General features: G+C 67.3%; 29 protein-coding genes. 26 read left to right on the top strand and 3 right to left on the bottom strand.

What is annotated here, in order from left to right; translation table 11 throughout:
• Window positions 1–3 precede the first annotated feature (3 nt).
• The 25 genes from rplP (at window position 4) to truA (ending at window position 13,625) form a co-directional block, all read left to right on the top strand.
• The gene (gene rplP / locus ABZ863_RS00485) at window positions 4–423 is read left to right on the top strand and encodes a 50S ribosomal protein L16 (protein WP_358529165.1); all 420 of its coding nucleotides are present in this window, start codon (window positions 4–6) and stop codon (window positions 421–423) included.
• Window positions 423–677 (top strand): 50S ribosomal protein L29, encoded by a 255-nt coding sequence (gene rpmC / locus ABZ863_RS00480; protein ID WP_358529163.1) that lies wholly within the window; start codon window positions 423–425, stop codon window positions 675–677. The genes rplP and rpmC overlap by 1 nt, the downstream gene beginning before the upstream one ends.
• A complete protein-coding gene (gene rpsQ / locus ABZ863_RS00475; RefSeq protein ID WP_200315980.1) occupies window positions 674–955 on the top strand; it encodes a 30S ribosomal protein S17 in 282 nt (93 codons plus the stop codon). The genes rpmC and rpsQ overlap by 4 nt, the downstream gene beginning before the upstream one ends.
• Before the next feature lie 110 nt (window positions 956–1,065).
• Entirely contained in the window at window positions 1,066–1,434 is a 369-nt protein-coding gene (gene rplN, locus ABZ863_RS00470; RefSeq protein ID WP_024876329.1) for a 50S ribosomal protein L14, read from the top strand.
• The gene (gene rplX / locus ABZ863_RS00465) at window positions 1,435–1,749 is read left to right on the top strand and encodes a 50S ribosomal protein L24 (protein WP_110334829.1); all 315 of its coding nucleotides are present in this window, start codon (window positions 1,435–1,437) and stop codon (window positions 1,747–1,749) included.
• Window positions 1,749–2,318: a 50S ribosomal protein L5 gene (gene rplE, locus ABZ863_RS00460; protein ID WP_358529158.1), complete on the top strand. Its 570-nt coding sequence runs from the start codon at window positions 1,749–1,751 to the stop codon at window positions 2,316–2,318. Before rplX ends, rplE begins: the two co-directional genes overlap by 1 nt.
• A 4-nt stretch (window positions 2,319–2,322) precedes the next feature.
• Window positions 2,323–2,508 carry a type Z 30S ribosomal protein S14 gene (locus ABZ863_RS00455; protein ID WP_091802162.1) on the top strand — a complete coding sequence of 62 codons (186 nt, stop codon included), beginning with the start codon at window positions 2,323–2,325 and terminating at the stop codon, window positions 2,506–2,508.
• 107 nt (window positions 2,509–2,615) lie between these two features.
• Window positions 2,616–3,014 (top strand): 30S ribosomal protein S8, encoded by a 399-nt coding sequence (gene rpsH, locus ABZ863_RS00450; RefSeq protein ID WP_358529155.1) that lies wholly within the window; start codon window positions 2,616–2,618, stop codon window positions 3,012–3,014.
• Between the two features lie 15 nt (window positions 3,015–3,029).
• Window positions 3,030–3,569, top strand: coding sequence for a 50S ribosomal protein L6 (gene rplF / locus ABZ863_RS00445; RefSeq protein WP_358529153.1), 540 nt, complete (start codon window positions 3,030–3,032; stop codon window positions 3,567–3,569).
• Window positions 3,570–3,571: 2 nt separating this feature from the next.
• Window positions 3,572–3,970 (top strand): 50S ribosomal protein L18, encoded by a 399-nt coding sequence (gene rplR / locus ABZ863_RS00440; protein ID WP_358529151.1) that lies wholly within the window; start codon window positions 3,572–3,574, stop codon window positions 3,968–3,970.
• Between the two features lie 36 nt (window positions 3,971–4,006).
• Window positions 4,007–4,642 (top strand): 30S ribosomal protein S5, encoded by a 636-nt coding sequence (rpsE, locus tag ABZ863_RS00435; RefSeq protein ID WP_091802171.1) that lies wholly within the window; start codon window positions 4,007–4,009, stop codon window positions 4,640–4,642.
• Window position 4,643: 1 nt separating this feature from the next.
• Entirely contained in the window at window positions 4,644–4,829 is a 186-nt protein-coding gene (rpmD, locus tag ABZ863_RS00430) for a 50S ribosomal protein L30 (RefSeq protein ID WP_358529147.1), read from the top strand.
• On the top strand, window positions 4,826–5,269 hold the full coding sequence (rplO, locus tag ABZ863_RS00425) for a 50S ribosomal protein L15 (protein WP_358529144.1): 444 nt from the start codon (window positions 4,826–4,828) through the stop codon (window positions 5,267–5,269). Before rpmD ends, rplO begins: the two co-directional genes overlap by 4 nt.
• A 422-nt stretch (window positions 5,270–5,691) precedes the next feature.
• Window positions 5,692–6,999: a preprotein translocase subunit SecY gene (gene secY / locus ABZ863_RS00420; RefSeq protein ID WP_358530320.1), complete on the top strand. Its 1,308-nt coding sequence runs from the start codon at window positions 5,692–5,694 to the stop codon at window positions 6,997–6,999.
• A complete protein-coding gene (locus tag ABZ863_RS00415) occupies window positions 6,996–7,550 on the top strand; it encodes an adenylate kinase (RefSeq protein ID WP_358529141.1) in 555 nt (184 codons plus the stop codon). Before secY ends, ABZ863_RS00415 begins: the two co-directional genes overlap by 4 nt.
• Window positions 7,547–8,398: a type I methionyl aminopeptidase gene (gene map, locus ABZ863_RS00410; RefSeq protein ID WP_358529138.1), complete on the top strand. Its 852-nt coding sequence runs from the start codon at window positions 7,547–7,549 to the stop codon at window positions 8,396–8,398. Before ABZ863_RS00415 ends, map begins: the two co-directional genes overlap by 4 nt.
• A 265-nt stretch (window positions 8,399–8,663) precedes the next feature.
• Entirely contained in the window at window positions 8,664–8,885 is a 222-nt protein-coding gene (infA, locus tag ABZ863_RS00405; RefSeq protein ID WP_005443304.1) for a translation initiation factor IF-1, read from the top strand.
• 85 nt (window positions 8,886–8,970) lie between these two features.
• Window positions 8,971–9,084 carry a 50S ribosomal protein L36 gene (rpmJ, locus tag ABZ863_RS00400; RefSeq protein ID WP_005443306.1) on the top strand — a complete coding sequence of 38 codons (114 nt, stop codon included), beginning with the start codon at window positions 8,971–8,973 and terminating at the stop codon, window positions 9,082–9,084.
• Window positions 9,085–9,289: 205 nt separating this feature from the next.
• Complete coding sequence (rpsM, locus tag ABZ863_RS00395) at window positions 9,290–9,670, top strand: 30S ribosomal protein S13 (RefSeq protein ID WP_358529133.1); 381 nt, start codon at window positions 9,290–9,292, stop codon at window positions 9,668–9,670.
• The gene (locus ABZ863_RS00390) at window positions 9,667–9,852 is read left to right on the top strand and encodes a hypothetical protein (RefSeq protein ID WP_358529132.1); all 186 of its coding nucleotides are present in this window, start codon (window positions 9,667–9,669) and stop codon (window positions 9,850–9,852) included. The genes rpsM and ABZ863_RS00390 overlap by 4 nt, the downstream gene beginning before the upstream one ends.
• A 16-nt stretch (window positions 9,853–9,868) precedes the next feature.
• Window positions 9,869–10,270: a 30S ribosomal protein S11 gene (gene rpsK / locus ABZ863_RS00385; RefSeq protein ID WP_358529130.1), complete on the top strand. Its 402-nt coding sequence runs from the start codon at window positions 9,869–9,871 to the stop codon at window positions 10,268–10,270.
• Between the two features lie 23 nt (window positions 10,271–10,293).
• Window positions 10,294–10,899 carry a 30S ribosomal protein S4 gene (gene rpsD / locus ABZ863_RS00380; RefSeq protein ID WP_358529128.1) on the top strand — a complete coding sequence of 202 codons (606 nt, stop codon included), beginning with the start codon at window positions 10,294–10,296 and terminating at the stop codon, window positions 10,897–10,899.
• A gap of 88 nt (window positions 10,900–10,987) precedes the next feature.
• A complete protein-coding gene (locus ABZ863_RS00375; protein ID WP_358529125.1) occupies window positions 10,988–12,052 on the top strand; it encodes a DNA-directed RNA polymerase subunit alpha in 1,065 nt (354 codons plus the stop codon).
• Window positions 12,053–12,135: 83 nt separating this feature from the next.
• Window positions 12,136–12,717 carry a 50S ribosomal protein L17 gene (gene rplQ / locus ABZ863_RS00370; protein WP_358529122.1) on the top strand — a complete coding sequence of 194 codons (582 nt, stop codon included), beginning with the start codon at window positions 12,136–12,138 and terminating at the stop codon, window positions 12,715–12,717.
• A 71-nt stretch (window positions 12,718–12,788) separates the two neighbouring features.
• Entirely contained in the window at window positions 12,789–13,625 is an 837-nt protein-coding gene (gene truA, locus ABZ863_RS00365; RefSeq protein WP_358529120.1) for a tRNA pseudouridine(38-40) synthase TruA, read from the top strand.
• Window positions 13,626–13,638: 13 nt separating this feature from the next.
• Here truA and ABZ863_RS00360 read toward each other — a convergent pair whose 3' ends face one another.
• Both ABZ863_RS00360 and eccE read right to left on the bottom strand, forming a co-directional pair.
• A complete protein-coding gene (locus ABZ863_RS00360) occupies window positions 13,639–14,361 on the bottom strand; it encodes a hypothetical protein (RefSeq protein WP_358529117.1) in 723 nt (240 codons plus the stop codon).
• Between the two features lie 100 nt (window positions 14,362–14,461).
• The gene (gene eccE / locus ABZ863_RS00355) at window positions 14,462–15,703 is read right to left on the bottom strand and encodes a type VII secretion protein EccE (RefSeq protein WP_358529114.1); all 1,242 of its coding nucleotides are present in this window, start codon (window positions 15,701–15,703) and stop codon (window positions 14,462–14,464) included.
• A 396-nt stretch (window positions 15,704–16,099) separates the two neighbouring features.
• On the opposite strand from eccE, the gene eccB reads away from it, so the two are divergent.
• Complete coding sequence (eccB, locus tag ABZ863_RS00350; protein WP_358529111.1) at window positions 16,100–17,716, top strand: type VII secretion protein EccB; 1,617 nt, start codon at window positions 16,100–16,102, stop codon at window positions 17,714–17,716.
• A 49-nt stretch (window positions 17,717–17,765) separates the two neighbouring features.
• On the opposite strand, the gene mycP is transcribed toward eccB, so the two are convergent.
• Window positions 17,766–19,295 (bottom strand): type VII secretion-associated serine protease mycosin, encoded by a 1,530-nt coding sequence (gene mycP / locus ABZ863_RS00345; RefSeq protein WP_358529108.1) that lies wholly within the window; start codon window positions 19,293–19,295, stop codon window positions 17,766–17,768.
• Window positions 19,296–19,345 lie beyond the last annotated feature (50 nt).

The following is a 19,345-nucleotide window of genomic DNA, read 5'->3' as shown; positions in this document are numbered from 1 at the left end:
GGCGTGCTCATCCCACGCAAGGTCAAGCACCGCAAGCAGCACTCGCCGAAGCGGGGCGGCGCCGCCAAGGGCGGCACGAAGGTCAACTTCGGTGAGTACGGCATCCAGGCGCTCGAGCACAGCTACGTGACGAACCGGCAGATCGAGTCCGCTCGTATCGCCATGACCCGGCACATCAAGCGTGGCGGCAAGATCTGGATCAACATCTTCCCGGACCGTCCGCTCACCAAGAAGCCCGCGGAAACCCGAATGGGTTCCGGTAAGGGTTCGCCGGAGTGGTGGGTCGCCAACGTCAAGCCCGGCCGGGTGATGTTCGAGATGAGCTTCCCGAACGAGACGGTGGCTCGCGAGGCGCTGCGCCGCGCGATCCACAAGCTGCCGATGAAGTGCAGGATCGTGACCCGCGAAGGTGGTGAGTTCTGATGGCGAAGGCTGCTGGAGTGGCGGCGGCAGAGATCCGTGAGCTCACTGCGGAAGAGCTCGTGCTGCGCCTGAAGGAAGCCAAGGAGGAGCTGTTCAACCTCCGCTTCCAGATGGCAACCGGCCAGCTCGACAACAACCGCAGGCTGCGCACGGTCCGCGCCGACATCGCGCGTATCTACACGGTGATGCGCGAGCGCGAGCTCGGACTCTCCGTCGCGCCCGATGACACCGATGAGAGCGAAGGTGCCGCATGACCGAGCCGGTGCAGAAGAAGGATTCCGGCCGTAACTACCGGAAGGTCCGCGAAGGCCTCGTCGTGTCCGACAAGATGGACAAGACGATCGTCGTCGAACTCGAGGACCGCAAGAAGCACCCGCTTTACGGCAAGGTGTTGCGCTCCACCAAGAAGGTGAAGGCGCATGACGAGCAGAACACGGCCGGCGTGGGTGACCGCGTCCTGCTGATGGAGACCCGGCCGCTGTCGGCCACCAAGCGGTGGCGGCTGGTCGAGATCCGCGAGAAGGCCAAGTAATCAGGGGGCAGCCAGCCCCATTCGTTCCGCCAGGCTCGGGAGTGGCTTTCAACGATGGAACCCATCGTTGAAAGCCTCACCGAGAACCGGCGCGACATACAGGAGTTGACGTGATCCAGCAGGAGTCGCGACTGCGAGTCGCCGACAACACGGGTGCCAAGGAGATCCTGACCATCCGCGTGCTCGGTGGCTCGGGGCGGCGCTACGCGGGCATCGGCGACATCATCGTCGCCACCGTCAAGGACGCCATCCCGGGCGCCAACGTGAAGCGTGGTGACGTGGTCAAGGCCGTCATCGTCCGCACGGTGAAGGAGAAGCGTCGCCCTGACGGCTCCTACATCCGTTTCGACGAGAACGCCGCCGTGCTCATCAAGAACGACAACGAGCCGCGAGGCACCCGCATCTTCGGGCCGGTCGGCCGCGAGCTGCGCGACCGCAAGTTCATGAAGATCATCTCGCTGGCGCCGGAGGTGCTCTAGATGAAGGTGAAGAAGGGCGACACCGTCCTCGTCATCGCCGGTAAGGACAAGGGCGCGAAGGGCAAGGTCATCCAGGCCTACCCCGAGCGGCAGCGAGTCCTCGTCGAGGGCGTGAACCGGATCAAGAAGCACACCCGGATCACCCAGACGCAGCGCGGGGCCCAGTCCGGCGGCATCATCACCCAGGAGGCCCCGATCCACGTGTCGAACGTGATGGTCGTGGACTCCGACGGCAAGCCGACCCGGGTGGGCTACCGCATTGGCGAGGACGGCAAGAAGGTTCGTATCTCGCGTAGGACGGGCAAGGACATCTGATGACCACCGCAGAGAAGACGTACCCGACGCCGCGGTTGAAGACCCGGTACCGCGAGGAGATCGCCGGCCAGCTGCGCGAGGAGTTCAGCTACGGCAACCCGCACCAGATTCCCGGTGTGGTGAAGGTCGTCGTGAACATGGGCGTCGGCGACGCAGCCCGCGACAGCAAGCTCATCGAAGGCGCCGTGCGCGACCTGACCCTCATCACCGGCCAGAAGCCGGAGATCCGCAAGGCTCGCAAGTCCATCGCGCAGTTCAAGCTGCGTGAGGGCCAGCCCATCGGCGCGCGGGTCACGCTGCGCGGTGATCGCATGTGGGAGTTCCTCGACCGGCTGCTGACCATCGCACTGCCGCGTATCCGCGACTTCCGCGGGCTGTCCGGCAAGCAGTTCGACGGCAACGGCAACTACACGTTCGGCCTGTCCGAGCAGTCGATGTTCCACGAGATCAACCCTGACTCCATCGACCGCCCGCGCGGTATGGACGTCACGGTCGTCACGACCGCCACCACCGACGACGAGGGCCGCGCGCTGCTTCGCAAGCTCGGCTTCCCGTTCAAGGAGAACTGAGCAGATGGCCAAGAAAGCTCTGATCGCCAAGGCCGCCCGCAAGCCGAAGTTCAAGGTGCGCGCCTACACCCGTTGCCAGCGCTGCGGCCGACCGCACTCGGTCTACCGCAAGTTCGGCCTGTGCCGTATCTGCCTGCGGGAGATGGCGCACGCGGGCCAGCTCCCCGGCGTCAGCAAGTCCAGCTGGTGAAGGCTTCCCACCGTTCCCTGCTGCGGCCAACACTGCAGCGGGGGTCCATCCCACTTCGCCACAGGCCCCGCCAGGGGAACCAGGGCGAGAAAGGTTGACAGGTCACCATGACGATGACCGACCCGATCGCAGACTTCTTGACCCGTCTGCGTAACGCGAACTCGGCGTACCACGACGAGGTCGTGCTTCCGCACTCGAAGATCAAGGTGAACATCGCCGACATCCTCAAGCGCGAGGGCTACATTGCCGACTTCCGCACCGAGCCCGGTGAGAAGCACAAGAACCTGATCGTCGAGCTGAAGTACGGCCCGAACCGCGAGCGCAGCATCGCCGGACTCCGGCGGGTGTCCAAGCCCGGTCTGCGGGTGTACGCGAAATCGACCACTCTGCCCAGCGTTCTGGGTGGCCTCGGCGTCGCGATCATCTCGACGTCGTCCGGGCTGCAGACGGACAGGCAGTGTAAGCGCAACGGCGTGGGCGGCGAAGTCCTCGCCTACGTCTGGTAAGGAAGGGGGACTGGTATGTCACGCATCGGAAAGCTGCCGATCACCGTCCCTTCCGGGGTCGAGGTGACCATCGACGGCCAGCAGGTCACGGTGAAGGGGCCCAAGGGCACCCTCGAGCACACCGTTCCTGAGCCGATCACGGTCGAGCGCGGGGAAGACGGCACGCTTGCGGTGAAGCGGCCGAACGACGAGCGGGAGAGCCGCGCGCTGCACGGCCTGACCCGCACCTTGGTGCACAACCTCGTTGTGGGTGTCACCGAGGGGTACGAGAAGAAGATGGAGATCCACGGGGTCGGTTACCGCGTGCAGGCCAAGGGCTCGGACCTCGAGTTCGCCCTCGGCTACAGCCACCCGGTGCTGATCAAGGCCCCGGAGGGCATCTCCTTCAAGGTGGAGAACCCCACCAGGTTCTCGGTGTCCGGCATCGACAAGCAGAAGGTCGGCCAGATCGCGGCGGTCATCCGCAGGCTCCGGCGTCCGGACCCCTATAAGGGCAAGGGCCTGCGCTACGAAGGCGAGCGCATCCGTCGCAAGGTCGGAAAGACGGGTAAGTGATCATGAGCGAAACCGTGACCAAGCGCAAGCCGGTCGGCAAGGACATCTCGACCCGCCGTCGCGCTGGCAAGATTCGTCGCCACGCCCGGCTGCGCAAGAAGATCAGCGGCACGCCCGAGCGTCCGCGGATGGCTGTGAAGCGGTCCTCCCGGCACATCGCCGTTCAGCTGATCGACGACCTCGCGGGTCACACCGTGGCGTCGGCGACCAGCCTGGAAGCCGACGTGCGTGCCGTCGAGGGCGACAAGAAGGCCAAGGCTGCCAAGGTGGGCGAGCTGCTCGCGGCCCGTGCCAAGCAGGCGGGCATCTCCAGTGTGGTGTTCGACCGCGGCGGCAACCGCTACCACGGCCGCATCGCCGCGCTGGCCGACGCCGCTCGCGAGGCGGGGTTGGAGTTTTAGGACAGTGAACATTCTCGAGAACGGAAGGAACGCCTGATGCCGGGACGTACGCGGCAATCCGGCGGCCAGGGCGGACCGGGCGGCGACCGCGAGCGCGGTGGCGGCCGGGACCGCAGGGACCGTCGTGACGGTGGCCGTGGCGGGGCGGCCCAGGACAAGACCCCGCACCTCGAGCGCGTCGTAGCTATCAACCGCGTGGCCAAGGTCGTCAAGGGTGGTCGTCGCTTCAGCTTCACCGCTCTGGTCGTTGTCGGCGACGGCGACGGTCAGGTGGGCGTCGGCTACGGCAAGGCCAAGGAGGTGCCCGCGGCCATCGCCAAGGGTGTCGAGGAAGCGAAGAAGAACTTCTTCCGCGTGCCTCGCATCGCCGGCACCATTCCGCACCCGGTGCAGGGTGAGGAGGCCGCAGGTGTGGTGCTGCTTCGCCCGGCCAGTGCCGGTACCGGTGTCATCGCCGGTGGCCCGGTGCGTGCGGTGCTGGAGTGCGCGGGTGTGCACGACGTGCTGTCGAAGTCGCTCGGTAGCGACAACGCGATCAACATCGTGCACGCGACCGTGCGGGCTCTGAAGGACCTCCAGCGTCCGGAAGAGGTCGCGGCTCGGCGTGGCCTGCCTCTCGAGGACGTGGCACCGGCCAGGATGCTGCGCCAGCGCGCAGGCCAGGGGGTCTGACATGGCTCAGCTGAAGGTCACCCAGGTCAAGAGCGCGATCGGTACCAAGCAGAACCACCGTGCCTCGCTGCGCACCCTCGGACTGCGCAAGATCCGGCAGTCCGTGGTGCGGGATGACACGCCCGAGGTTCGTGGGCTGATCCGCGCGGTGCGGCACCTGGTGGACGTCGAGGAGGTCAAAGCATGACCATCAAGATCCACCATCTGCGTCCTGCCCCCGGTGCGAAGCGGGAGAAGATCCGCGTCGGTCGTGGTGAGGGTTCCAAGGGCAAGACCGCCGGTCGCGGTACGAAGGGCACCAAGGCCCGTAAGAACGTGCCGGCCGGGTTCGAGGGTGGGCAGATGCCCATCCACATGCGGCTGCCGAAGCTGCGTGGCTTCAAGAACCGCTTCCGCACCGAGTACCAGCCGGTGAACGTGGGCGACATCGCCCGTGTCTTCGCCGACGGTGGCGCGGTCGGCAAGGAGGAGCTCGTCGCCGGTGGCTTGGTCCGCAAGGGCAAGCTCGTGAAGGTGCTCGGCAACGGCGACGTCGAGGGCGTCAAGCTGGACGTCACCGCCGATGCCTTCTCGGCCAGCGCGAAGGAGAAGCTCGAAGCCGCCGGTGGCTCCGCCACCACGCTCTGAGCACCCTGCGTTACAACGTCAACGGCCCGCTCGGTCCACCAGGACCGGGCGGGCCGTCGGCATTTCATTTGTCCCCCAAGGCCACCTTGGTTGCGTTCAAAGCGCCCACCCGTCTCCCACCGCCACCCAAACGGAGACGCTGCGCGTCGCTGTGTTGACCAAGGTGGCCTTGGGTGCTTTTCGGCAGCTGGGGTGCGCTCGGGAAGTCTGCCGGCGGGTCACGACCGGGGCGAGGACCGCGTAACGTCGCACTACCTGCGAGGCCGTAGTGCGGGGCTGTTAGAGTCGACCCCACGCTGCGGGACACGTGTGTCCTGGAGTGCTTCTGGCTTGCCCGCCAGTGACAAGTCTGTCCTGCCGGCCCCTGTGCCGGCCAAGCCGATCGTCGGTTGATCACCGACGACGCCGAGGAGGTCCCCCGCGTGCTCAGCGCCTTCCGCTCGGCTCTCGCGACGCCGGACCTGCGCAAGAAGATCCTGTTCACGCTGATGATCGTGGCCGTGTACCGGATCGGTGCGGTCATTCCAGCGCCCGGGGTGTCATACCCGAATGTTCAGGCATGTCAGGCGCAGATCGAGAACCAGAACATCTTCTCCCTGCTGAACCTGTTCAGCGGCGGGGCGCTCCTGCAGCTCTCCATCTTCGCGACGGGCATCATGCCCTACATCACGGCGAGCATCATCATCCAGCTGCTCACGGTCGTGATCCCGCGGTTCGAGGAGCTGAAGAAGGAAGGGCAGGCCGGACAGGGCAAGCTCACCCAGTACACGCGGTACCTGACGATCGCACTGGCGATCCTGCAGGCGACCGGTGTCATCGCCCTGGCCGACCGCGGACAGCTCTTCGGTGACTGCCAGCAGCCCGTCATCCCGGACAACAGCATCGCCACCATGGCCATCACGGTCCTCACGATGACCGCGGGTACGGCCGTCATGATGTGGCTCGGCGAGCTGATCACCGAGCGCGGCGTCGGCAACGGTATGTCGCTGCTGATCTTCCTGAACATCGCGGCGCAGATTCCCGCCGAGGGTGCGAACATCCTGACCAACCAGGGTGGCCTCATCTTCTTCTTCGTCTGCATCCTCGCGCTGGCGATCATCGCGAGCGTCATCTTCGTGGAGCAGGGCCAGCGGCGGATCCCGGTGCAGTACGCCAAGCGCATGATCGGCAGGCGGATGTACGGGGGCACCTCGACCTACCTGCCGATCAAGGTGAACCAGGCGGGTGTCATCCCGGTCATCTTCGCGTCGTCGCTGCTCTATCTGCCCGACCTGATCGGCAGGCTGGTGGGCGACCCGAACCAGGCGTCCGGATGGCAGCGCTTCCTGCAGACCTACCTGGTCGACCAGTCCAGCTGGGTGCACATCCTGGCGTACGTCGCGTTGATCATCTTCTTCACGTACTTCTACATCACCATCACGTTCAACGTCGACGAGCGTGCCGAGGAGATGAAGAAGTTCGGTGGGTTCATCCCGGGCATCCGGCCGGGCAGGCCCACTGCCGAGTATCTGAACTTCGTGCTGAGCAGGATCACACTGCCGGGCTCGATTTACCTCGGTATCGTTGCGATTCTGCCGAACTTCTTCCTCTCCATCACTGGTCAGGGACAGAACCAGAACTTCCCGTTCGGCGGTACGGCTGTGCTGATCATGGTCGGTGTCGGTCTCGACACCGTGAAGCAGATCGAAAGCCAGCTGATGCAGCGCAACTACGAAGGGTTCCTCCGATGACACGTGTGGTTCTCGTCGGTCCCCCCGGAGCAGGTAAGGGCACGCAGGCCGTCGCACTGTCCGAGCGGCTGGGAGTGCCGCACATCTCCACCGGGGAGCTGTTCCGAGCGCACGTGAGCGAGCAGACCCCGCTCGGCCAGGAGGCGAAGCGCTACCTGAACTCGGGTGACCTGGTGCCGGACTCGGTGACCAACGAGATGGTGCGCGAGCGCTTGGCCGAGGAGGACACCGAGGCCGGATTCCTGCTCGATGGCTTCCCCCGGAACACCAAGCAGGCCGACGTGCTCGGGCAGCTGCTTGCTGAGCAGGACAGCGGCCTCGATGCGGTGATCGAGCTGCAGGTTCCCGAGGACGTCCTCGTCGAGCGGCTGCTCGCCCGTGGCCGCGACGACGACACCGAAGAGGTGATTCGCCGGCGCCAGCAGGTCTACCGCTCGGAGACGGCGCCGCTGCTGGAGTACTACGCCGACATTCTGCTGGCCGTGAACGGTGTCGGCGACATCGACGAGATCTCCTCACGCGTACTCGACGCGCTGAAGACCAGGTCGTGAACCTGCGCGGACTGCGCGTTCCCCGCTGGTTGCGCCGTCGCGGGGCCATCGAGATCAAAACGCGCGAGGAACTCGAGGTGATGCGAGCCGCCGGGCTCGTCGTGGCCCGTACCCTCGAGCTTCTCACCGACGCTGCCAGGTCTGGTGTCAGTACCGCTGAGCTGGATGACCTCGCCGAGCAGACGATTCGTGACGCCGGCGCGGTTCCCTCGTTCAAGGGTTACCACGGGTTTCCCGCCTCGATCTGCGCGTCGGTGAACGACCAGATCGTGCACGGTATCCCGGCGCGTGAGTGTGTGCTCGCAGACGGCGACCTCCTGTCCGTGGACTGTGGCGCCATCCTCGACGGCTGGCACGGTGACGCCGCCGTCACCATCTCGATCGGCGAGGTCGCCGCTGCCGATCGGCAGCTCTCGGCCGCGACCGAGGCGGCGATGTGGGCAGGTGTCGCCGCTGTCGAGCCGGGCGCCCGGCTCACCGACATCTCGTTCGCCATCGAATCCGCCGCCGACCGAGCAGGTGAGGCGGACGGCATCGAGTACGGCATGGTCGTCGAGTACGGCGGCCACGGCATCGGCCGGGCAATGCACATGGACCCGTTCCTGCCCAATGTCGGAAAGCCGGGCAAGGGCCCGCAGTTGCGCACCGGCATGGCACTGGCGATCGAGCCGATGCTGAGCGGCGGATCCGGTGAGACCCGCGAGCTGGATGACGGCTGGACGGTCGTGACCGAGGACGGCTCCCGTGCCGCGCACTGGGAACACACCGTCGCCGTGACCGACGACGGCCCGTGGGTGCTGACCGCCCCGGAACAGGCCTCCCGCCCGCCGGAGCCGCGGGCGCGGTGAGCCCGCTCGACGCCGTGTTTCAGCGCCCGGCGCGTTACAGTGACGGTGTTATCGTTGGGGGAGTGCGGCGGAGAGTTGCCGCACGTCTAGCACGACCGGCCCCCGTTTGGGGACCTTGACACGGGGTGCGTAGACTAACTAGCTGGCGTGCCCATCACGTCGATTCCAGCGCGCTTTAATTTCTGGGGCATTGGAGTCGGGGTGGCGTGCGCGCCACAGACCGGATAAGCACCCACCGCTCAACCAATCACGAAACGCGGAGGACATGGCGAAGAAAGACGGGGCCATCGAGGTAGAAGGCCGCGTGATCGAGCCGCTTCCCAACGCGATGTTTCGCGTCGAGTTGGAGAACGGCCACAAGGTCCTTGCCCACATCAGCGGCAAGATGCGGCAGCACTACATCCGTATTTTGCCCGAGGACAGGGTCGTCGTAGAGCTGTCGCCCTACGACTTGTCCCGTGGTCGCATCGTCTACCGCTACAAGTAGTGATCACGGTGAGCACGGCCGGGGTCGACCGCCTCGGTCAGTGCGTGCGGAGTAACTCAGCACGAGCTGAAGGAAAGCAGGAGACGTGAAGGTCAAACCGAGCGTCAAGAAGATCTGCGACAAGTGCCAGATCGTCCGTCGGCACGGCCGGATCATGGTGATCTGCGACAACCTGCGGCACAAGCAGCGGCAGGGCTGATCACGAGCACTCGTCTCAGAGTGGCTTGACACTTCAATACCTCCCCGCACCTGCCGGACCGCCCGTTGTGGCGGGCCGGTTCACCCCCGGACTTCAGGCCGGGGCCGGGACACCACCCGCGTGAGCAGGTGGACGACGGCGAGTCGTCCCGGGATGGACGGGGAGCAGACCTGGAGACACGAGGACAGAAGGAGTACAAGCGCCAATGGCACGACTCGCTGGCGTCGACCTCCCCCGCGAAAAGCGGCTGGAGATCGCGCTGACCTACATCTACGGCATCGGTCGTACCCGCTCCCGGGAACTGCTCGCCGCTACTGAGCTGAACGCGGACACCCGCGTCAGGGACCTCAGCGACGACGACCTGGTGAAGCTGCGGGACTACATCGAAGAGAACTTCAAGGTCGAGGGTGACCTTCGCCGCGAGGTGAACGCCGACATCCGTCGCAAGATCGAGATCGGGTGTTACGAGGGTCTGCGATGGCGTCGTGGCCTGCCCGTCCGTGGGCAGCGCACGAAGACCAACGCCCGTACCCGCAAGGGCCCGAAGAAGACGGTTGCCGGCAAGAAGAAGGCGGGCAAGAAGTGAGCGTTCGCGGTAAGCGGGTCGTGCAGGTCGGTGCTACGCAGCGCCGCGGTACGTCCCCTGTCTCGCCGAAGGCTCTGTATGCCCGTCCGATGGCGCTGCGCCAGCTGTACACCGACGCCGGGACTGTGATCCGGCGCGGTCAGCGTGAAGCCGCAGCCGCCCACCAAGAGAACTCGCGCTAAGGAGAAACACCCAGACATGCCTCCCAAGGCTCGTACTGGCGCCAAGAAAGTCAGGCGCAAGGAAAAGAAGAACGTCGCTCACGGGCACGCCCACATCAAGAGCACGTTCAACAACACGATCATCTCGATCACCGACCCGACCGGCGCCGTGATCTCGTGGGCGTCCTCCGGCCATGTCGGCTTCAAGGGCTCGCGTAAGTCCACGCCGTTCGCCGCGCAGATGGCTGCCGAGAACGCCGCGCGCAAGGCCGCCGAGCATGGCATGAAGAAGGTCGACGTGTTCGTGAAGGGCCCCGGCTCCGGCCGGGAGACCGCGATCCGCTCGCTGCAGGCCGCCGGCCTCGAGGTCGGCACCATCCAGGACGTGACCCCGCAGCCTCACAACGGCTGCCGCCCGCCCAAGCGGCGCCGGGTCTGAGGAACGGGGAGGAGTAAGCACAGATGGCTCGTTACACCGGCCCCGCGACGCGCGTCTCGCGTCGCCTCAAGGTTGACCTGATCGGCGGCGACCAGGCTTTCGAGCGCCGTCCCTACCCGCCCGGCCAGCACGGCCGCGGCCGGATCAAGGAGAGCGAGTACCTGCTCCAGCTGCAGGAGAAGCAGAAGGCTCGCCACACCTACGGCGTGCTTGAGCGCCAGTTCAAGCGCTACTACGAGGAAGCCGCACGCCGCACCGGTAAGACCGGTGAGAACCTGCTGCAGATCCTCGAGTCGCGGCTCGACAACGTGATCTACCGCGCCGGCCTGGCTCGTACCCGCCGGCAGGCTCGTCAGCTGGTCAGCCACGGGCACTTCATCGTCAACGGCGACAAGGTGAACATCCCGAGCTTCCGCGTGTCGAAGTTCGACATCATCGACGTGCGGCCGAAGTCGCTGCAGACGCTACCGTTCGTGGCCGCCAAGGAGGCACTCGGCGAGCGCCCCGTTCCGGCCTGGCTGCAGATCGTGCAGTCGAACCTGCGGATTCTCGTGCACCAGCTGCCGGAGCGCGCGCAGATCGAGATTCCTGTGCAGGAACAGCTGATCGTCGAGTTCTACTCGAAGTGATCGACGGCGGCGGCGCGAGGAGCGCGCCGCCGCTACGCCACCCTTTCGGCGTCATATGGCGGGCGCCGGCAGGAAAGGAAGAAGGAAAGTGCTGATTTCCCAGCGGCCGGCTCTCGGCGAAGAGACGGTCAACGAAACACGCTCCCGGTTCACCATCGAGCCGCTCGAGCCAGGCTTCGGTTACACCCTCGGCAACTCGCTGCGGCGCACGCTGCTGTCGTCGATCCCCGGTGCCGCCGTCACGAGCATCCGCATCGACGGCGTCCTGCACGAGTTCACCACCGTGCCCGGGGTGAAGGAAGACGTCACCGAGATCATCCTGAACCTCAAGGAGCTCGTGGTGTCCTCCGAGGAGGACGAGCCGGTCACCATGTACCTGCGCAAGCAGGGACCTGGTGAGGTCACCGCGGCCGACATCGTGCCGCCGGCGGGTGTCACCGTGCACAACCCTGACCTGCACATCGCGTCCCTGAACGGCAAGGGCAAGCTCGAGATCGAGCTCGTCGTCGAGCGGGGTCGCGGATACGTGCCCGCGCTGCAGAACAAGCAGGCCGGCGCCGAGATCGGCCGGATTCCGATCGACTCGATCTACTCGCCGGTGCTGAAGGTGACCTACAAGGTCGAGGCCACCCGTGTCGAGCAGCGGACCGACTTCGACAAGCTGATCCTGGACGTCGAGACGAAGCCGTCGATCACTCCGCGGGACGCGGTTGCATCGGCCGGTAAGACGCTGGTCGAGCTGTTCGGTCTGGCTCGGGAGCTCAACGTCGACGCCGAGGGCATCGAGATCGGCCCTTCGCCGCAGGAGGCGGACACCATCGCCGCCTACGCGATGCCGATCGAGGACCTGGACCTCACGGTGCGGTCCTACAACTGCCTCAAGCGCGAGGGCATCCACACGGTCGGCGAGCTGGTCTCGCGCAGCGAGGCCGACCTGCTCGACATCCGCAACTTCGGTGCGAAGTCGATCGACGAGGTGAAGATGAAGCTCGTCGGCCTCGGCCTCACGCTGAAGGACAGCCCGCCCGGGTTCGACCCGACGGCGGCTGCGAGCAACTACGACGGTGAGGGTTGGAGCAGCGACACCGCTGGCGGCCTTTCCGACAGTGGCCACGACGATGGCCAGGATTACGCAGAGACGGAGCAGCTGTAAGACCGGCAAATGGTGCCTCCACGGTGGACGTCCACAGTGGAGGCATCAGGTCGCGCAGCTGAGTAGCTGAACGAGGAGAACCGATGCCCACCCCCACCAAGGGACCCCGTCTCGGTGGCTCGCCGTCGCACGAGCGGCTGATGCTGGCGAACCTGGCCACATCGCTGTTCGAGCACGGCAAGATCACGACCACCGAGGCCAAGGCCAAGCGTGTTCGGCCGCTCGCCGAGAAGCTGATCACGAAGGCCAAGCGCGGCGACCTGCACAACCGGCGTCAGATCATGCGGGTCATCCGCGACAAGGACGTCGTGCACAAGCTGATCGAAGAGATCGGGCCGTTCTTCGTGGACCGCAACGGCGGCTACGTCCGTATCACCAAGACGCTGCCGCGCAAGGGCGACAACGCCCCGATGGCGGTCATCGAGCTGGTGGCGGAGAAGACGGTTACGGCTGAGGCCGAGGCGGCGCGCAAGACGAAGTTCGCCAAGGACGCCAAGGCAGCGGAGCAGGCTGAGGCCCCCGCCGCGGCTGAGGAGACCGAGGCCAAGGCCGAGGCCGACCAGGACACCGAGGCTCCCGCAGCGACCGACGAGGCGAAGGCCGACGCGGACGCGACTGCCGAGGACGAGCCGGCCGAGAAGGCCGACAAGAAGGACGAGTCCTGACGGCTCGCAACATCCCGAACGAGCCCGCCACTCCCACTGGGGAGGGCGGGCTCGTTCGTCTGCGCCTCGACGTGGCCTACGACGGCACCGACTTCTCCGGCTGGGCACGGCAGCCCGAACGGCGCACCGTGCAGGGTGTCCTCGAGGACGCACTGACGAAACAGCCACCGGGCGTGGCACTCGCGCGGTCGGTCGTCGTCGCCGGACGCACCGATGCCGGCGTGCACGCCGCCGACCAGGTCGTCCACGTCGATGTGGTGCCGTTGGCCCGCGACACGGCGACACGGTTGCCGGTGGACGCGCACGGCATTCCCGATCTGGACCGCATGCGGCACCGCTGGAACCGTTTTCTGCCGCCCGACGTGCGCGTGCTGGGCGCCAGGATCGCACCGGACGGTTTCGACGCGCGCTTCTCGGCGATCCGGCGGCACTACCGGTATCAGGTTTCGGACGCGCCATGGGGCGTGGATCCCCTGCGGCGCAGGGACACGCTCGCTTGGGGACGTCCGCTGTCCGTTGACGCTATGAACGAGGCTTCGCGCGCGTTGCTCGGCCTGCATGACTTCGCAGCGTTCTGCAAGCAACGGGAGGGCGCGACGACGATCAGGGAGCTCCAGCAGCTCGTCTGGCGCAGGGTGGGCGAGTACGAGGTGCAGGTCGAGGTGTCCGCCGACGCGTTCTGTCACTCGATGGTCCGCAGCCTCGTCGGTGCGCTGCTGCTTGTCGGCGATGGCCGCCGGGGTACGGCGTGGCCGGGTGAGGTCCTGGAAAGCCAGGTGCGGGACAGCGCCGTGGCGCCCGCACATGGCCTCACGCTCGTCCGGATCGACTACCCGCCGGACGCCGAGCTGGCTGCCCGCGCGGCGCAGACCCGGAACCTGCGCTCCGCGATGTCCGACGGCGAATAGGGGCGGGTAGACCTCAGTCGCCGCGCCGTACCGGGCCGAGGATCTGCTGCTCCTTGCCGGTGGTGACCAGGCGCAGGGGACGCCACAGGTTGCGGCCCAGCGCGACGACCTGGTCGTCCTTCAACGTGGTCAGCTGCCGCATCATCTGCGGAGGCAACCGCCAGATACGAGCCGCCAGCTCCGCCTGGCCTGCCGGCAGGCGCTGCATCAGCACGAGGTCGGCGGCGTTGGCCATGGCACCCGCCTGTGGGTGCAGGTACGGCAGCACGTACACGGTGGTCTGCCACGGTGAGCGCGGCGGGAACAGATCCTGTGGTGTCGGCCCGCCGTCGTGCACGACCAGCAGCGGCGCGTCCTCCGACGGCCTCGGCAGCTCGACCGGCGACAACCGCCGGATCTGCACGAGCGGTGAAGGCTGCCCGTTGGCCTGTGTCCCGGCGGATTGGGACAGCACATGCCATGCGGTCGGGCGGCCCGTCGCGACGACGACCCACGCGCCGACCGCCATGGCCCGCAGTGCCACCTGGCGCGCCAGGTACAGACCGCCGACCAGCACGATCCTGGTCGGCGCTGCACGCAGTGCCGAGATCGTCAGCGGCTCGCCCTGGAGGCCCGAGCCGAGCACGATGCCACCCCGGTCGCCGGACGGGCTGATCGCGTCAAGCAACGCCGGGTCCACGACGAACTCCGGTGCCACACCGAGGTGCTGGTTGGGGTCGTGCAGTCGGGCGCTCACGCTGTCTCCTTCGCGACTTTGCGCGCGAACGCGATCGTCTTCACAGTGCGCTCCCAGACGTCGCCCCGCCGCCGACGGCCGCGGTTGGACACAGGACTCCTCATGCTGTGCCTCCCATCGGCAGCGTCGAGGCGAAACCGGCAGCCTGCTTTCCGCGCAGCGGGGTCAGCGCGACGCCCAGCCGATCGGCGATACCGGTGAGGCGCTGGTCCGCGGTCTCGAGCTCCCTCGGGTTCCGCGCACTGACCCGCACGACACCGCGGAGGCCGATCTTTCCCTCCTCATCGGACGGTGCGATCGACATGGCGACCGTCGCCGACAGCGCCCGGACGCTGGTGAGCGCGTTGAGGCTCGAGGTGACCTTGCCCTTCGGCCAGCCGGTGATGGCATAGCTCGCGTGGCCGATACCGGCCGCCGTCACACCGGTCCAGCGCTCGTGCAGGCCCACCCGGGTGTGGGAGCCTGCGACACCGGTCAACTCGGCAGCCGAGATCCCCGCACGCAGCAGTTCATCGGGATTCAGAGGCCGGGTCGGTACGCCGCGCGACTCGAGAGCGTTACGCACCCGGGACAGCGCACCCATCAACGCCCGGTGTGTGCCGACGACACCGCCGCCACGCTCGCGCACCGCTGCTGGGCAACGCTTGGGGTCCAGCCGGATCGAGACCCAGGTCGTCCGGCGGGCAGCGGCGGGCAGCGGCCCGAGAACCTCCATATAGGAGCTCAGCGCGGGCGAGTCCGCAGGCAGTGCCGCGCTACCCGGATAGCAGTGCCAGGTCAGCTGGATCGAGTCGAGCACGACACCGCGGTCCTCCAGACACGGTGCGAGGGCGGACAGCGGCAGGCTCGGCGCCCCGCCTGCCTGCGTGATCAGGGCCGGGGTTGGTTCGACGAGCAGGACCGCCGTCCACGTCCCGTCGTGCCAAGCCAGCCCGACCTCCTGGTGCTCGTGGTCCTTGCCGTGCACCACCACGAGGTCCGGTAGCGCGAGCCGCAGCAGGCTGACCCGTGCGTCGTCGGGGCCGATGACGCCCTCGGTGCTGTCCTCGGCAGCGATCGACTCGAGGTCCTTCGGGGCGGGCGGGGTGGCGACCCGTTCATGAGAGCGGAAGGCGTAGCGCGCGGTAAGACCAGCCCATTGCGTGAACCACTGACCACCCCAGCGCAGGAACGCCAGGATGAGCGCGACGGCCACCACGCCAATGGCGACGTAGAGCAGCGAGTCGTTGATCGCGAGGAGGATCAGGCCGAACGCCAGGCCGATTTCGAGCACCACGACATTGGCAACGGGCAGCGGCCCCAGGTTCGCCCCGAGCGTGCGGCGCCGTGCCGGCGGGGCCACGCGTGCGGGTCCGGGGGCCGGGTTCTGGCCGCCGGGGCGCGGCGGTTGCTGCCCAGGTGGTGGCCCAGATGGACCACCCGGACCACCAGGTCCGCCCGGCCCACGAGGGTTCCTCGGGCCACCTGGGCCACCGCCGGAGCCGCCAGGCCCGTTCGGACGCTGCGGGGGCCTCGGTGGCCGTCCTGGGGGCGGTTGCGATCCGGGCGGCGGGCCTGTCGGGCGTGGAGGAGTGGTGACGGACATCCGCTCGTTCTCTTCCCCTCGTTTCGTGCACGTCAGCTGACAGCGGCCCGAGGAGCCGAACACCAACCGGAGTTGGTAGAAACCAAGACCGGACCGTCCCCGTACCGCTATCCTGCGGAACCGTACCGCGACTGGGAGAGCTGTAGGTCGAGAATGCCGTCAACACCGACAACAAAGTCACAAGTTCAGGCGTATCAGTTCGTGCTGCGGCGCATGCAGTCCGCGCTGGTACGCAGGGACGCCGTGATGCTGCACGATCCGATGCGGACGCATTCGCGTGCCACGATCGTCGGGGTTGTGCTCAGCGCGATCGCGATGCTCGGCTTCGTCATCTTCGGGTTCTTCAGGCCCGCACCGACAGCACCGGAATCCGGCATCGTCGTCGGTGAACAGTCCGGCTCGATCTACGTGGTGACCTCGAACCCGCGGAAGCTGATCCCCACGTTCAACCTGGCCTCCGCGCGACTGATCCTCATGGCGCAGCAGCAGCAAAGCGGTGAGGGCGGCGGCCAGCAGTCCGGTGCTGTGCAGGTGGCCGACGCCAAGGTCGTGCCGGATGAGCAGCTCAAGGACATTCCACGCGGGCGCCTGCAGGGCATCCCCGACGGCCCGCAGCTGCTGCCCACGAAGGACCAGATGATTTCGCCCAGATGGGCGGTGTGCGACCAGATCACGCTGGACTCGACGTTGACCGATGAGGAGGCTCGGAAGGACGCCGAGATCTCCACGACCGTGTTCGCGGGTCTCCAGAACTACGGTCGCGAGCTCGGCGTGCGGGAGGGGCTTCTCGTCGAGGCCGAGGACGGCCGGAACTACCTCATCTACCGGCAGCAGAACACCCAGGCCGGTGTGGGCAACGCGGTCCGCGCGGAGGTCGACCTGAACGATGCCGCGGTGCGGAGTGCGTTGCGGCTCCAACCCGACCAGGTGCGGCAGATCTCACTCGGCCTCCTCAACGCCATCCCGGCTGTCGCGAAGCTGACCACGCCGCGCATCGAAGGTGCAGGGGAGGCCACACAGGGCTTCAATCTCGACGCACTCCCCGTCGGGGCGGTGTTCCAGGTCAACCGCACCGACAGGATCCTGCACTACGTGGTACTTCGCGCGGGTGTCCAGGAGATTCCGCAGGCGGCGGCGGAGATGATCCGGTCCGCCGACACCCAGACCGACGTCGTGCCCTCCGTTCACCCCGACAAGCTGCAGAGCGTCCCGACGCTGACGCAGGGCCAGCCCGGCACGATCGATCTACGGCACTACCCGCAGTTCACCCCGGAGATCATCGACCAGAGCCTGCGCGGCGTCAGCTGCCTCGGCTGGAGCGTCCAGGGCGAAGGCTCCGAACGCAACGCTCACACCGCCGTCTACGTCGAGTCGCAGCTACCCGGTCCGAAGGACGGTCAGAACAACGCGCAGGTGGTCGGGATCGGCACGCCCGCCCCGGACAACTGGAAGATCGACAGCTTCTACCTGCAACCCGGCTTCGCGGCGGTGGTGCGCTCGGCCACCACGGCGGACACCTTCGGCCGGGGGAGCATCCAGCTGATCTCGGACCGCGGCATGCGATACAGCATCCCCACCCAGGCGATCGCGGAACACCTCGGGTTCGCCCCTGACGACCTGCAGCCGGCGCCGGAGTCGATCATCAAGCTGCTACCGGTGGGCGCGTCGCTCAACCCGCAGTCGGTGATGCGGACCTTCGACAGTGTGCCGGTGGACCCGGAGGCCGGCACCTTCGAGGAAGCCCCGCAGGCGGCGTCGGGCGGTAACTGACGGAGTGAGGGCCCACCTTCCCTGCCAAGCAGGGAAGGTGGGCCTTTTGCTACGAAACCGTCGTGCGGTTACGGCGGATGGTGTGCACCACGAACAGGGTGATCAGCAGCGCCAGCAGTGCGCCGCCCGCGCCGGTGAGCGCCACAATGACCGGCGTCCAGTTCCGGTCATCGGCGGGCGGCAGATCGGACGGCAACGACACTGCGGATGCCGGCTGGAGGTTCTCCTCCTCGGGCACCATCGCCGTCAGCGCCGCCATCGGGTCGATCACGCCGTAGCCGATGTAGTTGTCCCGGCCACCGGGCGCGGCGGGATGCTGTGCCGTGCGCTCGATGCGATTGATGACCTCGCGGGCATCCAAATGCGGGTACTTCGCCCTGACCAGTGCGGCGAGCCCGGACACGTAGGGTGCCGCGAAGCTGGTGCCCTCGATGGTGCGTGCCTCGCCGTTCTCGATCGTCATGTTCGTCAGGCGGTCGGAGCCGGGTGCTGGGTCCAGCGAGATGATGTCCGTCCCCGGAGCGGCCACGCTGACCCACGGTCCGTTGATGCTGAACTGCGCGACGCCGCCGGTCTCGTCGATCGCCCCCACCGACAACACGTCGTCGGCGAACCAGGGCGGGGTGACGATCGTCTTCGGTTCGTCCGGGTCCTGCTGGTCGTTCTGCGCGCACCGGTCGCTGGTGTTGCCCGCCGCCGTGACGACGACGACGTCGCGGTCGACGGCGTAGCGCATCGCCGCCTGGAGTGCCTGCTCGCCGGTCGTGATGGTGCCGTTGGCAGGCCGGCAGTTGTTGATCGAGATGTTGATGACGTCGGCGCCCATGTCGGTTGCGTGGACCACGGCCTGGGCGAGCGTGGTCAGCGTGCCCGCGGAGCCGGACTCCTCTTGCGTGCGACCACCGTTCTGCGCCGGCGGGGTGTCGTCTCCCGGCGGTTGCTCCTCGGAGCCTTCCCGCCCTGGTTCGCCGCCGTTGTCGCCCGGCGGCGGGGGTGGTGGCTCGGGTGTCTCGTCGGGTCCGTAGTTCTGGCTGGACTGCCGGATGGAGATGATCTCGGCGTCCGGCGCGACGCCCTTGAAGGCGTTGTCCCGCGGGGTCGCCGCGGCGATGATGCCTGCGACCTCGGTGCCGTGCCCGTCGCAGTCCTCCATACCGGGCTGGCCGGAGTTGAAGACGTAGTCGGCACCGGGTTTGACCCTGCCCCCGAAGTAGGGGTGGTTGGTGACGCCGGTGTCGATCACCGCCACCCGCACGGGCTGCCCGTTCGCGAACTTGCCTGCCGAGCCGAGCGTCGACTGCATCAGCCGGTGCACCTCGTCAAGGCGCAGGTACGTCTGGCCCCACGGAGCGCTGCGGAGCCGGAAGTTCCGGCTCATGTCCGCTTCCACACAGCCGACCTTCTTCTCGTAGGCCTGGTCGGGGCTGGTGCTGGGGCGCGGCAGCGCGTTGGGGTCGACGGGCGGCGGGGTCGCGTAGACGCCACCGTTCTCCGGTGACACCGAGGGCTGGGCTGCGGCCGGCAGCAGAACACCGGGCCCCAGCGCCGCGATCGTCGCGGTCAGCGCCAGCGCTGACATCCGCTTCGCCGGTCCTGTCGAACGCACGCGTGCCCCCCAAGTCCTCGTGG

This window comes from Saccharomonospora sp. NPDC046836, from assembly GCF_040645195.1.
Taxonomy (GTDB): Bacteria; Actinomycetota; Actinomycetes; order Mycobacteriales; family Pseudonocardiaceae; genus Prauserella_A.
This window is presented reverse-complemented; position numbering and strand designations above follow the sequence as displayed.

What these genes read in the sequence shown, in the direction of transcription:
- rpmC (WP_358529163.1), top strand. Translation starts at nt 423, where the DNA reads ATGGCGAAGGCTGCTGGAGTGGCGGCGGCAGAGATCCGTGAGCTCACT.
- rpsQ (WP_200315980.1), top strand. Translation starts at nt 674, where the DNA reads ATGACCGAGCCGGTGCAGAAGAAGGATTCCGGCCGTAACTACCGGAAG.
- rplX (WP_110334829.1), top strand. Translation starts at nt 1,435, where the DNA reads ATGAAGGTGAAGAAGGGCGACACCGTCCTCGTCATCGCCGGTAAGGAC.
- rplE (WP_358529158.1), top strand. Translation starts at nt 1,749, where the DNA reads ATGACCACCGCAGAGAAGACGTACCCGACGCCGCGGTTGAAGACCCGG.
- ABZ863_RS00455 (WP_091802162.1), top strand. Translation starts at nt 2,323, where the DNA reads ATGGCCAAGAAAGCTCTGATCGCCAAGGCCGCCCGCAAGCCGAAGTTC.
- rpsH (WP_358529155.1), top strand. Translation starts at nt 2,616, where the DNA reads ATGACGATGACCGACCCGATCGCAGACTTCTTGACCCGTCTGCGTAAC.
- rplF (WP_358529153.1), top strand. Translation starts at nt 3,030, where the DNA reads ATGTCACGCATCGGAAAGCTGCCGATCACCGTCCCTTCCGGGGTCGAG.
- rplR (WP_358529151.1), top strand. Translation starts at nt 3,572, where the DNA reads ATGAGCGAAACCGTGACCAAGCGCAAGCCGGTCGGCAAGGACATCTCG.
- rpsE (WP_091802171.1), top strand. Translation starts at nt 4,007, where the DNA reads ATGCCGGGACGTACGCGGCAATCCGGCGGCCAGGGCGGACCGGGCGGC.
- rpmD (WP_358529147.1), top strand. Translation starts at nt 4,644, where the DNA reads ATGGCTCAGCTGAAGGTCACCCAGGTCAAGAGCGCGATCGGTACCAAG.
- rplO (WP_358529144.1), top strand. Translation starts at nt 4,826, where the DNA reads ATGACCATCAAGATCCACCATCTGCGTCCTGCCCCCGGTGCGAAGCGG.
- ABZ863_RS00415 (WP_358529141.1), top strand. Translation starts at nt 6,996, where the DNA reads ATGACACGTGTGGTTCTCGTCGGTCCCCCCGGAGCAGGTAAGGGCACG.
- infA (WP_005443304.1), top strand. Translation starts at nt 8,664, where the DNA reads ATGGCGAAGAAAGACGGGGCCATCGAGGTAGAAGGCCGCGTGATCGAG.
- rpsM (WP_358529133.1), top strand. Translation starts at nt 9,290, where the DNA reads ATGGCACGACTCGCTGGCGTCGACCTCCCCCGCGAAAAGCGGCTGGAG.
- rpsK (WP_358529130.1), top strand. Translation starts at nt 9,869, where the DNA reads ATGCCTCCCAAGGCTCGTACTGGCGCCAAGAAAGTCAGGCGCAAGGAA.
- rpsD (WP_358529128.1), top strand. Translation starts at nt 10,294, where the DNA reads ATGGCTCGTTACACCGGCCCCGCGACGCGCGTCTCGCGTCGCCTCAAG.
- rplQ (WP_358529122.1), top strand. Translation starts at nt 12,136, where the DNA reads ATGCCCACCCCCACCAAGGGACCCCGTCTCGGTGGCTCGCCGTCGCAC.
- eccB (WP_358529111.1), top strand. Translation starts at nt 16,100, where the DNA reads ATGCCGTCAACACCGACAACAAAGTCACAAGTTCAGGCGTATCAGTTC.
- mycP (WP_358529108.1), bottom strand. Translation starts at nt 19,295, where the DNA reads ATGTCAGCGCTGGCGCTGACCGCGACGATCGCGGCGCTGGGGCCCGGT.